The 14987-nt window shown below is 47.1% G+C and carries 10 protein-coding genes; 5 read left to right on the forward strand and 5 right to left on the reverse strand.

Going from position 1 to position 14987, the window contains the following annotated elements; genetic code table 11:
* Positions 1-7 precede the first annotated feature (7 nt).
* Positions 8-934, forward strand: a complete 927-nt coding sequence (locus ASC49_RS13715; protein ID WP_055463829.1) for a LysR family transcriptional regulator — start codon at positions 8-10, stop codon at positions 932-934.
* 64 nt (positions 935-998) lie between these two features.
* On the opposite strand, the gene ASC49_RS13720 is transcribed toward ASC49_RS13715, so the two are convergent.
* The 4 genes from ASC49_RS13720 to ASC49_RS13735 all read right to left on the reverse strand — a co-directional run bounded on the left by ASC49_RS13720 (position 999) and on the right by ASC49_RS13735 (position 8431).
* Positions 999-4136 (reverse strand): efflux RND transporter permease subunit, encoded by a 3138-nt coding sequence (locus ASC49_RS13720; RefSeq protein WP_055463830.1) that lies wholly within the window; start codon positions 4134-4136, stop codon positions 999-1001.
* A gap of 16 nt (positions 4137-4152) precedes the next feature.
* Entirely contained in the window at positions 4153-5298 is a 1146-nt protein-coding gene (locus ASC49_RS13725; protein ID WP_055463831.1) for an efflux RND transporter periplasmic adaptor subunit, read from the reverse strand.
* 253 nt (positions 5299-5551) lie between these two features.
* Positions 5552-7048, reverse strand: a complete 1497-nt coding sequence (locus ASC49_RS13730) for a CoA-acylating methylmalonate-semialdehyde dehydrogenase (protein WP_055463832.1) — start codon at positions 7046-7048, stop codon at positions 5552-5554.
* 42 nt (positions 7049-7090) lie between these two features.
* Entirely contained in the window at positions 7091-8431 is a 1341-nt protein-coding gene (locus tag ASC49_RS13735) for an aspartate aminotransferase family protein (protein ID WP_055463833.1), read from the reverse strand.
* 87 nt (positions 8432-8518) lie between these two features.
* Here ASC49_RS13735 and ASC49_RS13740 point away from each other — a divergent pair, with 87 nt between their 5' ends.
* From ASC49_RS13740 to ASC49_RS13750, 3 genes are all read left to right on the forward strand, one after another.
* On the forward strand, positions 8519-9433 hold the full coding sequence (locus ASC49_RS13740; RefSeq protein WP_055463834.1) for a LysR family transcriptional regulator: 915 nt from the start codon (positions 8519-8521) through the stop codon (positions 9431-9433).
* A gap of 177 nt (positions 9434-9610) precedes the next feature.
* Complete coding sequence (locus ASC49_RS13745) at positions 9611-10405, forward strand: substrate-binding periplasmic protein (RefSeq protein ID WP_055463835.1); 795 nt, start codon at positions 9611-9613, stop codon at positions 10403-10405.
* A gap of 16 nt (positions 10406-10421) precedes the next feature.
* On the forward strand, positions 10422-12848 hold the full coding sequence (locus tag ASC49_RS13750; protein ID WP_055463836.1) for a putative bifunctional diguanylate cyclase/phosphodiesterase: 2427 nt from the start codon (positions 10422-10424) through the stop codon (positions 12846-12848).
* A 5-nt stretch (positions 12849-12853) separates the two neighbouring features.
* On the opposite strand, the gene ASC49_RS19970 is transcribed toward ASC49_RS13750, so the two are convergent.
* A complete protein-coding gene (locus tag ASC49_RS19970; RefSeq protein ID WP_082443847.1) occupies positions 12854-13717 on the reverse strand; it encodes an N-acetyltransferase in 864 nt (287 codons plus the stop codon).
* A 175-nt stretch (positions 13718-13892) separates the two neighbouring features.
* Between ASC49_RS19970 and ASC49_RS13760 the strand changes: the two genes are divergently transcribed.
* Positions 13893-14987 (forward strand): ABC transporter substrate-binding protein, encoded by a 1095-nt coding sequence (locus ASC49_RS13760; protein WP_055463837.1) that lies wholly within the window; start codon positions 13893-13895, stop codon positions 14985-14987.

The raw sequence follows: 14987 nt of genomic DNA on the forward strand, positions 1-14987 counted from the left end.
CCCGTCAATGATTCCAAACCAGCTAAATATTTTTAACACGGTGGTGAAAAACGGCAGTTTCTCCAGTGCAGCAAGATTACTGGGCGTGTCTTCGGCCGCCATCAGTAAATCCATTTCGCAGCTTGAGAAAAACTTAGAATTGCGACTGTTCCATCGCTCTACTCACTCCCTCACCTTGACCGAAGACGGTCAGGAACTCTACAAACGCACCGGGCATTTGATAGAGCAACTTGAGGATCAAATTCGTCTCAGTACCGACAAGCAAAAAGCCCCACATGGACGTTTGAAAGTGAATCTTCCGGACAGTTTTGGACGCATGTTTGTACTGCCGTTAGTGCCTGATTTTCTGAAGAAGTACCCTGATATTGAGTTGGACTTAAAGTTTGACGACCGTATGGGGGATCTCGTTAAAGAAGGAGCCGATGTTGGTATTGGTGTCTTAGGCAATATCGATAGTGCCCTGATTGCTAGGGAGTTTTACTCACTACAACCAGTACTGGTAGCCAGTCGTGAATACATCAATAAATATGGCGAACCTAGTTGCCCGCAAGACCTGCTTCAACACAACTGCATTGCCTATCGTTCAGATACCACTGGAAGAAAGAAAATCTGGAATTTTCGAATCGACGGTGAGCAAATTCAAATGGAACCGGAAGGCAACCTGATCGTCAACAACCTCTCAGCTGCCATGACCGCAGTGGAGATGGGTGTAGGTATTGCCGCCGTTGGCGTCGGCAATTATGAAACATGTCTAGAGCAAGGTGGTTTTCGTCGTATTTTGAAAGACTACGAAGCCGATCCAATCCGCGTCATGATTTACTATTCTTCACGACATTACCTACCAGCCAAAACCCGTGTGTTTATTGATTACATGCTGGCGAATGTAAAAGACCAGTGTCCTCATGAACTCGAAGATATGATTCACAATCTATAAAAAACAAAAGGGGGGCTCCAAAATTGGAGCCCCCCTTTTTGCAGAGTCGTCAGTATTCTTTTGACTAGGACTTCTTTCGTTCCAGAGCGGTCATGGCCATATAGAAGACTGGTGTAAACAATAAACCAAACACCGTAACACCAATCATGCCAGAGAATACAGCCACCCCCATCGCCTGACGCATTTCTGCACCTGCGCCGGTAGCCAACACCAATGGCACCACGCCTGCGGTAAACGCAATGGATGTCATAAGGATCGGACGTAAACGCAAACGACAGGCGGCCAGTATTGCTTCTAAGCGAGACTCACCTTGATGACGTTTATCACGCGCAAACTCAACCATCAGGATGGCATTTTTACTGGCCAAAGCAACCAGTACGATTAAGGCTACCCGAGTGAAAATATTGTTGTCCCCTGACGTTAACCATACGCCTGCTAAAGCAGATAAAATGGTCATAGGTACAATCAAAATGATCGCAAGCGGCAGCGTGAGACTCTCGTACTGTGCTGCCAGCACCATAAACACAAGCAGCACCACCAACGGGAAGATATACACCATGGTATTACCTGCCAATATTTGTTGGTACGTCACTTCTGTCCATTCAAACGCCATGCCTTTATCAAGCTGCTCATTTAGAATTTTCTCAATGGCCGCCTGTGCCTGATCCGAGCTGTAACCGGGCGCTGGGTTACCATTGAGCTCCGCCGTTGGGTAGCCGTTGTAATGCATGACTCGATCCGGGCCAATGGTTGGTTCCACGGTTAGAATCGATCCCAACGGCACCATCGCTCCGGCATTATTGCGGACCTTCAAACGCAAAATCTGCTCAGGGTCCACCCTATGTTCAGCTTCAGCTTGGGCATTTACCTGATAGGTTTTGCCAAATAGATTGAAATCGTTGACGTACGCTGAACCTAAATAGATCTGCAGCGTTTCAAATACCTGATCCAGCGGAATGCCTTGCAATAAGGCCTGCTCGCGATCCACTTCAATGTCCATTTGCGGCACCTGAATACGGAAGCTTGAGAACACGCCAGTTAAGGCTGGATCTTGATAAGCCGCATTCATGACTTTTTGCAGATTGGCAAACAAGGCATCAAAACCTAGGCTGGCACGATCTTCGATCTGTAGTTTAAAGCCCCCAGTTGAGCCAAGCCCCAAAATAGGCGGCGGAGGAAAGATCGCCACAAATGCTTCATCAATGGTACTGAAGCGGCCATTCAATTGGCCTGCAATGGCTCCAGCAGACAATTCTGGCGCTTTGCGCTCAGCAAACTCATCCAGTGTCACAAAGACAATGGCACTGTTTGAGCTGTTGGTAAAACCATTCACAGAAAGGCCAGGGAATGACACGGTTTGCATGACACCTGGTGTCGCCAATGCAATTTGTTCCATTTCACGTACCACGGCTTCTGTTCGATCTAAACTTGCTGCATCTGGTAACTGAGCAATCGCAACCAAGTACTGCTTATCCTGAATCGGGATAAAACCACCTGGCACCTCATCGAATAATTTGAACGTGCCGCCAAGCAAGCCCACGTATACAACGCCAACCACCACACCTAAACGGATCAGTTTTTTCACACCCTTCTCGTACGCTCGCCCACCACGATCAAATAGGCGGTTAAACGGTGTAAACAACCAACGACCAAATATGGCGTTCATCATACGTGTTAACGCATCGGGTTTGGCATCATGAGAGCGCAGCAAAATAGCGGATAACGCAGGCGATAAGGTTAGTGAGTTAAAGGCTGAAATCAGCGTTGAAATCGTAATCGTTAGTGCGAACTGTTTGTAAAACTGGCCACTTAAGCCCTGTATAAACGCTGTTGGAATAAACACCGCACACAGCACTAAAGCAATGGCTATGATCGGCCCGGTGACCTCACTCATTGCTTGTCGAGTGGCTGCCACTGGCGACAAACCATTCTCGATATTACGTTCAACGTTTTCCACTACTACAATGGCATCATCCACCACGATACCGATGGCTAGAACCAAGCCAAACAAAGACAAGGTGTTGATTGAGACCCCAAGCCACTGCATGACGGCAAAAGTACCGACTAAGGAAACGGGCACGGCAATTAATGGAATGATCGAGGCGCGCCATGTTTGTAGGAATAAAATCACCACAATTACGACGAGGACTATCGCTTCCAGTAACGTATTGATCACTGCATCAATGGAGCCACGCACAAAGACTGTCGGGTCGTAAGCAATCGCATAGTCTACCCCTTGAGGAAAACTCTGGGACAACTCGTCCATTTGCGCTCGAACTTGGTTCGACAACTCAATGGCATTCGAACCTGGTCGTTGGAAAATAGGAATGGCGACCGCAGTTTGGCCGTTCAGTAGCGCACGAAGTGAATAGGAATCTTTCCCAAGCTCGATCCTAGCCACATCTCTTAGGCGTGTGATGGCGCCATTGTCATTGACTTGGACGATGATGTTTTCGAACTCATCAATGCTTTCAAGGCGACCTTTTACATTCAATAAGATTTGGAATTCACTGTCATTGGCGACTGGCTGAGCACCTAAACTACCCGCTGCGACTTGCTGGTTTTGCTCCCTAACCGCCTGCACCACATCACTTGGAATCAAGTTACGGGAGGCTAATGCATCTGGGTCAAGCCACAGGCGCATGGAATATTTACCACCACCAAACATCTGCACATCACCCACGCCCGGCAAACGGGCCAAAGCGTCTTTGATATAAATATCTGCATAGTTTGATAGATAGCTAATATCTCGATCACCCTCAGGCGAGAACAAGTGCACCACCATGGTCAAGTTAGGCGACGATTTTTCGGCCACGACGCCGAGTCGCTGCACTTCCTCTGGCAATCTTGGCAAAGCACTGGAGACACGGTTTTGCACTTGTACCTGCGCGCGGTCCAAGTCCGTTCCCAAAGCAAACGTAAGAGTCAAGGTCATACGCCCATCGGTCGTCGCTTGAGAAAACATGTACAACATGTTTTCCACACCATTCATTTCTTGCTCAAGAGGCGCCGCAACGGTTTCAGCAATGACTTTGGGGTTAGCACCAGGATAATTGGCCGTCACCACCACGGTGGGAGGGACAACTTCTGGGTACTCACTGACCGGCAACTGAAACAGGGAGATACCGCCGCCAATGAGAATCAGCAAAGACAGCATCGCCGCAAAAATAGGTCGACTGATAAAAAAGTGACTGAATTTCATGTTAGAAAAGCTCTTGTTACGCCGATGGTTTAGCGGATGCTAAAGTCAACTCAGCCGTTTTAATCGACACATCCCTAGGAGCAATGGTCATACCAGGCCCAACTCGAGCAGGACCATTGACCGCGATACGCTCATTAGGCTGTAAGCCTGATTCAATCACTCGTAAATCCCCTTCTCTGCGGCCTAACTGCACTTGGCGGTATTCCAAGACATTGTCTTGATTCACAACCAGTACAAACCGATTCTCTAGATCCGTTCCGACGGCACGATCAGGGACTAAAATAGTTGGCTGACTGGCCACTGCTTGCAGCTGGATACGGGCGAAGGCGCCTGGGCGAAGTACTTCACTGTCTGACTGAAACAAAGCGCGGACTCGTAGGGTGCCGCTCTCGACATTGATCTGGTTATCAATGAAGTCTAAGTAGCCTTGATATTCCGTTTGAGCTTGACCTGATAGCATCAAAGTGGCTTTGGTTTGACCATCTGCTTTGACTTGGGAGAAAGCGCTGTTCCAAGTACGTTCGTCCACATCAAAGTACGCATACAGAGAATCTGTCGCGACTAACGTGGTGAGTACACTTTGACCTGCTTGAACGTTGTTACCTGCTGTAATGAAGGCATTTGAAACTTGACCATCAATCGGCGCACGCACTTCGGTAAATTGCAGGTTTAACAGTGCAGTTTCCAGCGCTGCCTGCACCGAAGCCAGTTCGGCACGACGTTGCTGTGCAAGGGAAACTCTCGACTCCGCTTGCTCCGCTGACATGGCGTTACGGCCTTGCAAACTTTTGGCGCGATCAGCTTCGGACTGCGCTTGGCTTAACGCCGCTTGCGCACGGTTCAATTCTGCGGTCAAACGCGCGACTTCGGCTGAAAAGGGTCGTGGATCGATTTTGAACAACAGATCACCACGTTTGACGTGGCTACCCTCTTTAAATGACACCGCATCGATGACACCTGATACACGTGGACGTAAGTCCACTTGCTGAGGCGATTCTAAACGTGTGGTAAAGGTGTACTCAGGACTGTACTGGGCATACACCACTTTGGCCACATCGACAGGCTGAGCTGGAGGCTGCATAGCAACCGTTGAATCCGCCTCAGCTGTGCAGCCAACTAAGACAGTTGCTAAAAACAAGACAGAAAATATTCGCAAAGACATGCACCTAACTCCCGTTGGTCACGATAGCTTCAAAAGAAAGTCGGCAAGTATCTACGAATGGCCTTTAACTCTGTAGCTAGCACCAAGTTGAATTGGTTTAAACCTAAAGTTAAAAGAAAAGTAAACTGAAAGCGCTTAACCAGCTGATCAGCCAATAGCATAAAAAAATGGCGCTATCTCTAAGAGACAGCGCCATGCAAGGTAGAGCAGATAACGATCACACTATCCTGCCCCGGAGGTAAGGTACGTCCTGTTACTGTTGGCTTGGGAAAGCAAATTGCGCCGCTTCATGGGAAGCGCGTTTCGGCCAACGTTGGCTGATCGTTTTACGACGAGTGTAGAAACGCACACCATCAGGACCGTAAGCATGCAGGTCGCCAAACAGTGAACGCTTCCAACCACCAAAACTGTGCGAGGCTACTGGCACTGGCAGTGGCACGTTGACCCCCACCATGCCTGCTTCCACTTCGTCACAGAACAGTTCAGCCGCTTCACCATCACGAGTAAAGATACAGGTACCGTTGCCGTATTCATGTTCATTGATCAAAGCGATGCCTTCTTCAAGGCTGTTCACGCGAACCACACAAAGCACTGGTCCAAAGATTTCTTCTTGGTAGATGCTCATGTCTGTTGTCACCTTGTCAAACAGACAACCACCGATAAAGTAACCGTCAGCATGACCTGGCACACTTAAGCCACGACCATCGATCAATAGCTCTGCACCGCTGTCGACGCCCTCTTGTACGTACTGAGTCACTTTGTCAAAATGCTCTTTGGAAATCAGCGGCCCCATGTCGACGCCCTCTTGAGTGTAGGCACCTACGCGTAACTCATGGATTTGAGGGGTTAGTTTTGCGATCAGACGATCCGCCGTTTCATCACCCACACATACAGCAACAGAAATGGCCATACAACGTTCACCACAAGAACCAAACGCTGCGCCCATCAAGGCACTCACTGCGCCATCCAGCTCTGCATCTGGCATCACGATGGCATGATTTTTCGCGCCACCTAGCGCTTGAACACGCTTACCGTTCGCTGTGCCTTGTGAATAGATGTATTCTGCTACTGGCGTTGACCCCACGAAGCTCATCGCTTTTACTTGTGGCGCGGCGATCAAGGCATCGACTACCTCTTTGCCGCCATTGATTACGTTGAGTACGCCTTTGGGTAAACCCGCCTCGTTGAGCAAGTTGGCGATGAATAGGGTTGAACTTGGGTCTTTTTCTGATGGTTTCAAAATAAAACAGTTACCGCATACCAGAGCTAATGGGTACATCCAAAGCGGCACCATAGCGGGAAAATTAAACGGTGTAATACCTGCCACAATCCCCACCGCTTTGAAATCGCTCCAAGCATTGATCCCAGGCCCCGTATTAGACGAGTATTCACCTTTAAGCAGCTCTGGTGCCGCGCAGGCGTATTCAACATTTTCAATACCACGTTGAAGTTCGCCCAAGGCATCCGGCAGGGTTTTACCGTGCTCTTCACTAATCAATTGTGCAATCTGATCTTGGTGTTTCTCTAACAATTCTTTAAAGCGAAACATAACACGGGCGCGTTTTAACGGTGGTGTTGCGCGCCATTCAGGCAAGGCCTTTTCTGCCGCCGCTATGGCAGATGCCACCGTATCGGCATTGCCCATTTCCAGCACACAGCTCACCTGACCTGTGGCAGGATTAAAAACATCCAGTGTTTGTTCGCTGTGGCTAACCATCTCGCCAGCGATCATGTGTGTCACTTTTTGCATAATTTAGTACCCTAATCAGTTCTGCGTAGTCGTAAAGTTAAATCAATCAAGCGCTTCCAGCGTTTCATGTACGGCGTTGAATAAGCGCTCTAAATCATCAGGATCGGCATTAAATGTCGGGCCAAATTGCAAGGTGTCTCCCCCCGCTCGAACGCAGAAGCCCTTATCCCACAACGCTAGCATCGCTTGGAAAGGTCGCAGTGTTGGATCACCGTCTTTCGCTTGAATTTGTAAGGCTCCAGCTAATCCACAATTGCGAATGTCCACCACATGCTGAGTGCCTTTTAAGCCATGTAGCTTGTTTTCAAAAATCGGGGCTAATTCTGAAGACTGCTGAATCAAATGATCACGTTCTAGTAAGTCTAAAGTCGCTAACGCCGCCGCACATGCCACGGGATGCGCAGAATAGGTATAACCGTGGGCAAACTCGGTGGCATGTGCAGCCAAGTCCTGTTGCATAAAGGTTTGGTAGATTTCATCGGATGTAATGACTGCACCTAATGGAATCGCGCCATTGGTGATTTGTTTAGCACAGTTCAAAATGTCTGGCGTAACGCCAAAAAACTCTGCGCCAGTCCAACGCCCCATACGACCAAAAGCGGTAATTACTTCATCAAAAATCAATAGGATGTCGTGCTGGTCACAGATTTCTCGCAAACGCTGTAAATAGCCGATCGGCGGTACAATCACGCCCGCAGAGCCCGACATGGGTTCGACAATCAAGGCCGCAATATTTGACGCATCGTGTAACTCAATCAGTTTCAAAAATTCGTTCGCTAATTCAATCCCCCCCGTAGCAGCCATACCGTGGGTAAAAGCTAGCTCCGTTTGCAAAGTATGGGGGAGGTGATCCGCATCGACCAATTGACCGAAGGTTTTACGGTTGCCATTAATTCCACCAAGGCTGGTACCGCCGAAATTCACGCCATGATAGCCTCGGGCGCGGCCAATTAACTTGGTTTTGCTTGATTTTCCCTTAGCACGCCAATAAGCACGCGCCAACTTTAACGAAGTGTCGGCACTTTCTGAGCCCGATCCAGTAAACAGAACGTGATCTAAGCCTTTAGGCATTTTCTCGATCATGCGTTCTGCCAATTGAAAAGACAGGGGATGAGCAAATTGAAACGCTGGCGAATAATCTAATGTCCCCAACTGCTGTGCTACAGCTTGTTGAATTTCTGGACGGCAGTGCCCCGCACCACAGGTCCATAGGCCAGATAATGAGTCATACACATCACGTCCATGTTGGTCCTTAAACCACGAACCTGACGCCGACGTAATAATGCGTGGATTTTGTTGAAAATGACGATTACCAGAAAACGGCATCCAGTGCGCACTAAGATCAACCGCGACTTCACCGTGAGAGAATTGAAATTGACTCATTATTAAACCCCGACAAATACGAATAGCTTGTTTTCGCATGAGTTTAAGTTAAGTTAAATACAAACTTACTTTACATGGGTTAAGTAAATGCAAAACAAAAAAAAGCAGCGCCCACTGATCAACCAAATTACAGATTTCGATATCAAGCTGTTACGTCTGTTTAAAACAGTGGTCGAATGCGGCAGTTACACCGCCGCTGAAGCCATCCTCGGCATCACCAAGTCGGCCATTTCCATCCAAATGAGCGATCTTGAAAAACGTTTGAATATGAAACTATGTCACCGTGGCCGCGGCGGTATTACCCTCACTGACGAGGGCGAAGCAGTACTTTCGTCCATAGAAGTCTTACTGGCATCCATTGAGCAATTTCGTAACGATGTGAATCAAATCAATAACGACCTGCGTGGCGAGTTAAATATTGCGCTGGTCAACAATCTGGTCACCCAGCCTCAAATGCGCATCACTCATGCGCTTCGAGACTTACGTACCATGAGTGACAAAATCAATATCAACATCACCATGGCGACTCCAAGTGATATTGAAAAAGGTGTCATTGAGGGGCGCTTTCACGTAGGCGCCATACCTGCCACGAACAGAAGCTCTGGGCTGAACTACCAAGATTTATACAACGAGCCATATCTACTTTATTGCAGCGATCAGCACCCCTATTTTAGTGAGGCGCAAGTAACGGCCACCATGCTGAAACAAACCAACACCGTCATCACCGGCCATCGCATGACACCCGATGCCATTGGCATGCACCAACTGTTACGCTGTAGCGCCACCGCGTCCGATCATGAGGGCGTCGCATTTTTAATCTTAACGGGTACTTACATTGGCTTTTTACCTGAGCACTATGCCAATTACTGGGTAACACAAGGACGCATGAAAGCACTGCTAACTGAGCGCTATCATTTTCAACAGGGTATCAGTCTAGTCACTAAACGAGGGCTTCAGCACAACCAAATTCTGCACCAATTTCTGGAATTTATTGGCACCTAAATTGCTAAATCAACTTAAATAACGCTCTTAGAGGATGTTGATTCGCGACAACAATGCAGGCAACTTAACTGAATTAAGCCTTAAAACTACAAAAGCGTGTAAAAAATTAGTATAAGGGTACTTTGTTAATTCATAATTTTGCAACGAACGTCATTACTTGGATATTGGAAGACAACCTTGAAGCATAGATTCAATCTGCCGATTATTGCCTTGATGCTGCTGACGTATGTTCAGGCCCGTGCAGAAAACATCGAACTTTATAACATTTATTTTCCACCCTACGCGATTGACTCTCGAGTCCTTCAGTCGCCCTCGGAACAGGAAAATCCTGACGGCATGTACGGTGTGGATATCGAGGTGATTCGAGAAGCCTATAAAAGCCAAGGCATCAATGTGACCTTTAAATTGAGGCCATGGAAACGCATTATGCGTGATGTCGAGGCTGGGCTGATACTTGGAGGTGTCTCCTGTCGCCCCATAACGTCACGGGCCAGTTTTAGCTATTTTTCGGATCCGGTCAGCTATTCCAGCATGGTGCTCGCCACGACTAAAGATTATCTCGGCGCACAACCCCAGCAACCGCTCAATGCTCTACTGCATCATAAAACAATCACTATGGCGGGTTGGGCACAAGAAGCGATACTCACCGATCATGGTATCAGTTACTCCGTGGTTAATGGCATCAGCCAAGGCGTGTCTTTGGTATTACACCGAAACCAAGATATTTTTATGACGGATAAAGAAAGCCTTGTGTATGTTTTGGACAAGCTTGATGTGCGTGATCAGTTCAGCTTGTACACCATTGAAAATATTGACTACAAACAATATGGGGTGTGCTTTAGTAAAAAGTACCCTGATTCAAAACGGTTGCTACAAAGTCTTAACCAAGGTCTTCAAGTTTTAAAAGAAACTGGCCGAACTCAAGCTTTGTATCAAAAATATGGGATAGTGGCTCCGACCACTACTCCATAACTCAGGAAGAGACAACATGCTGGCCTTGCGTAAGCGTTTATCCTACAAACAGACCAAATGGGCATTACTACTTCTTTTGATCATGTCTGTTTCTGTCAGTATGTTCCACATTTATTCCGATTGGCAGGAAGAAAAAAGCAATCTCAACGAGCGGGTCATTGGCACATTAGAAATCGTCCAAACGGCGGCCACAGAGGCGGCTTACACCTTAGATAATAATTTAGCTAACAAGGTATTGATTGGCCTCACACGTAGCAATATTTTCTATCGCATGCGCCTGTGTGATGATCTTGATAGGGAAATGGCTCAATACCAGCGCCCTCCGGTTGAAAAACCATTCGGCTGGATTTCAAATTATTTGTCCAAAGACCTTCCCAAAAAATATATTTTGGACCTGTCCTACGACAGCACGCTAGTGGGGCACTTAAAAGCCGAAATTGATTACGCTGTGGTCACCGAGAACTTTATTCGGCGCAGTATTCGCTTAGTATCAAGTACCCTGTTTGCCATCCTCATCGTCGGCGCCGCTATTTTAACCCTCATTTATATTCAAACATCACGACCCATCTCGCAATTTATTGAACGCTTAAGCCAATTGGCCAAAAGCCAATCCACCCAAGGCGGGGTCTATTTCCCAGAATCATCACGAGACGATGAGCTTGGCGTTCTAGCAAAGACCTTCACCGCACTCTGGCATCAGCGCCAAAAAGTGCAAACAGAGTTAGAAAAGCGGGAAGCCTACTTTCGAGCAGTGGTTCATCAATCACGCGAATGCATGTTATTGACCACCCCAAATGGTCAAATTCTTGATTGTAATAAAGCTGCGCTCCAATTACTGGGCTACAGTGAGCAAGACTTATTGTCGATGAACTTGCAGGCCATTGACCATGAGTTTAATAAAACGGAGTTGTTGGAATGGGCCAGAAACGCCTTGGGGAAAGTGTCCACGTTTGAGACGCACTATACCCGCCGTAACGGTACCATAGTGCCAGTGGAAGCTTGCGCCAGTGTGATTAACTTAGACAGCTCACCATGCTATCTGGTATCTGTACGTGACATCACCCAGCGCATCAAAGATCAAGAGCAGGTTAAATACCTTGCGTACTACGATGCACTCACCAATTTACCAAACCGCCGCTTATTACATGACCGACTCGATAACGCCATTGCTGTCGGACGGGAACACGGTCATATCGGTGGCGTGTTATTTATTGATCTAGATCGCTTTAAAACCATTAATGACTCCATGGGCCACCACGCAGGTGATCAATTACTGGTAGAGGTTTCAAAACGCATTACCACCCTATTAGCGAAAGGCGATACCGCTTCGCGTATTGGCGGCGATGAATTCGTTCTCTTGCTACCGGATTTATCGAACAACCTAGAAGAAGCCCAGAATGAAGTGTCGCACCTTGCAGAGCGGCTATTGGAAACCCTTAACCAAGTATTTGTCATTCAAGATGTGGAGCTGTATGTCTCTGCCAGCATCGGTATTAGTTTGTTTCCTTTGGATCAATCCGACGGTATGCGTATCTTGCAACAAGCAGACACAGCTATGTATCGCGCTAAAGAAAATGGACGTAGCGGCTTCCACTTTTATCAAAATGAGATGCAGCAGTACGCTACAGACCGTCTGAAAATGGAAAAGGCTCTGCATCATGCGTTGGAGCGCAGTGAGTTGCGCCTAGTTTATCAACCTCAGGTTAATAAAAAAGGCGAGTTAATCGGCTTGGAAGCTTTAGTTCGCTGGTTTAGCCCCGAGCTTGGCCATATTCCACCAAGTCAATTTATACCCATTGCCGAAGAAACAGGGTTGATTGTGCCGCTAGGTGAATGGGTGGTCAGGGAAGCTTGCCAGCAGTTACAACATTGGCAGCAGGTGTTAGGTTTACCTGACACCTTCCGTAGTTTGGCCATTAATATCAGTCCTTACCAGTTTTCGCGGGAAGATTTCGTCAATCAAATGGTAAACATTTTCCAACAGACGCAAGTCGACCCTAAGTACATCGATTTAGAAATCACCGAAGGCATGTTGGTAGAAAACATCAGAGCGGTCGCAGCCAAAATGCAGCGCCTACAACAATATGGTGTGCAATTCTCCATTGATGACTTTGGTACTGGCTATTCCTCCCTGCGCTACTTAAAGCATTTGCCTTTAAGCCAGCTGAAGATTGATCAATCATTTATTCGCGACATCAGTGAAGATCCGAACAGTTACGAAATCATCAATACGATTATTTCCATGGCCAAACATATGAAGCTGTCCGTGATTGCCGAGGGGGTGGAGACACTGTTTGAGAAAGAGGTTCTGACCAGTATCGGTTGCACCCGCTTCCAGGGCTATTTCTTTTCAAAACCATTAGACAAAAACGATTTAAATGCCTTGCTGCTTAAAAATAGTCATTATCCCGTATCCAAAGAAGACTTATCCTTGGAATTTTAGTCTGGCTAGCTACCTAGCCAGACCATCACAAATTCAGGCATCCCAGTGGCAGCATTCTGCTGCTCGCTCGCCACTTTAAAGCCTTGTGCCATATAAAAACCAATAGCGGCGTCATTTGCTTTAAATACACTTAATGTCAACGTTGATTGCTGCGCCTTGGCATGGGCCAATAACGCTTTACCCACCCCTTCACCTTGTTGCTCTGGCGCCACAAACAACGCTTCTAGCGAATGATTACACAAGGCATAAAAGCCCACGACTTGGCCATTTCTTTCATACACATACACCTTGGCACAAGGTAAATATTGATCACGCATTGCTTCAACCTGAGCGGCCCAGAAATCGGGGGCAACGAAGTCGTGAGCTTTGATCGAAGCCGTTAGCCAAATGCTCAATACAGTATTCATGTCTTCATCTTTGCATTCACGCACGCCTTCCAGAGCGCCCTCACCTAATAATCGACTGACTCGATTTTTTGCTTTGTATTTCACCCCGTCATCAATGCACGATGCCACGGCGATCAAAGCGCCACCAATCAAACTAATGTCATCGCTGTAACCCAAGAAAGGAGTTAAATCAGGAATCGCATCGATAGGGGTTAATAAATAGCCTAAGGCTCCATAAATGGCTGTTTTATGAGCCAAGGTACAGTCTTTATGCTCTGTTGCGTAATACAGCGTAAACGCCTTTTCTAAGCCTGCGCGACCGATAGAGCGCGCGTAACGTTTACATTTACTCCAGAATCCCTGTTCGTCGTAAACCTCAGCGTATTCTTCGGCCACATCCTCGATGGACACTGGCGTAAGCAACGGTAATGTGTCGTTTTCTTGCTGACGATTATTTTTCTTAAAACTTAGCTTTTCAAACAAAATAGATCCTCATGCTTTTGCAATGCGTGCATACATAGTAGCGTAATTATCGCCTCTGTTCCTTGAGGAAATCACGCAACATATAAATGAGAACTATTTGCAAAAGAGAATATTCTACTATTAAATAGCGCTTCTTAAATTAAAACGTTTTCAAACATCATAGGATGAAGCGCATATGAAAACTAACCTGCTTGCTATTTTAGGAGCGACTCTAATCAGCTCTGCAACACACGCTCAGATCACCACCATAGAGGATGTCCTTGGGCGATCAGTGGAACTAGATGTACCTGTAAAACGAGTCGTTTTAGGTTTTTACGCAGAGGACTATATGGCAATTGGGAGCGAGCAGGCCTTTGATCATGTGGTGGGGATTTCTCGAGATACTTGGCAAGGTTGGCGACCTGCCAGCTGGGAACTTTACACTGACTATCGCCCTGCTCTTAAAGACATTCCTGATGTAGGTGAAGTAGAAGCCCAAACATTCTCTATTGAAAAAGTTCTCAGCCTTAATCCTGATGTTGTTTTGCTTGCTGACTGGCAATACAAAGGGTTAGGCATGGACGTAGAAACGCTTGAGGATGCTGGAATTCCTATTGTTGTAATCGATTACAATGCGCAGACACTAGAGCGACACCTTCAAAGCACGCATATTATCGGAGAGCTCACAGGACAAGCTGAGCGCGCTAACCAAATTGCCAATGAATATGAGCAAACCGTTACGCATATCCATCGCAAAATCGCCGACGCTGGTTTACCACAACCACGTGTCTACGTTGAATTCGGCAACCAAGGCCCAAATGAATACTCGTTTACTTATGGTAAAAATATGTGGGGGGCCATGGTCTCTAGTGCTGGCGGCAATAACATCGCCGCACCGTTTGTCGAATGGTGGGGCCCTATCAACCCCGAGCAAGTGATCGCATCAAATCCTGAAGTAATTTTTATCGCAGGCACCGAATCAGGTAAGAAATCGGATGCCATGATCATAGGGCAAAACATTGATCGAACCATAGCAAAGGAGCGTTTAGAAGGCTTTACTCATCGTTCAGGTTGGAGCGAGTTAGAGGCCGTTAAAAACAATCGTGTCTACGGCATTTATCAAGGCGCCTCGCGCACCATTATGGATGGCAGTATGTTGCAGTTTATCGCCAAAGCACAGTACCCCGAGCTATTTCACGACCTAACGCCAGAACAAAATTACCTAGAGTTCTATCGTCGTTACCTTCCTGTCACTCCCACCGGAACGTTTACTGTTAGCCTGCAAGACTAA

This window comes from Marinomonas fungiae (assembly GCF_001418205.1).
GTDB lineage: Bacteria > Pseudomonadota > Gammaproteobacteria > Pseudomonadales > Marinomonadaceae > Marinomonas > Marinomonas fungiae.

Bases quoted from the DNA above. Each gene is read 5' to 3' on its own strand.
- ASC49_RS13730 (WP_055463832.1), bottom strand. From the start codon at position 7,048: ATGCAAAAAGTGACACACATGATCGCTGGCGAGATGGTTAGCCACAGC.
- ASC49_RS13750 (WP_055463836.1), top strand. From the start codon at position 10,422: ATGCTGGCCTTGCGTAAGCGTTTATCCTACAAACAGACCAAATGGGCA.
- ASC49_RS13725 (WP_055463831.1), bottom strand. From the start codon at position 5,298: ATGTCTTTGCGAATATTTTCTGTCTTGTTTTTAGCAACTGTCTTAGTT.
- ASC49_RS13735 (WP_055463833.1), bottom strand. From the start codon at position 8,431: ATGAGTCAATTTCAATTCTCTCACGGTGAAGTCGCGGTTGATCTTAGT.
- ASC49_RS13760 (WP_055463837.1), top strand. From the start codon at position 13,893: ATGAAAACTAACCTGCTTGCTATTTTAGGAGCGACTCTAATCAGCTCT.
- ASC49_RS13715 (WP_055463829.1), top strand. From the start codon at position 8: ATGATTCCAAACCAGCTAAATATTTTTAACACGGTGGTGAAAAACGGC.
- ASC49_RS13740 (WP_055463834.1), top strand. From the start codon at position 8,519: ATGCAAAACAAAAAAAAGCAGCGCCCACTGATCAACCAAATTACAGAT.
- ASC49_RS13720 (WP_055463830.1), bottom strand. From the start codon at position 4,136: ATGAAATTCAGTCACTTTTTTATCAGTCGACCTATTTTTGCGGCGATG.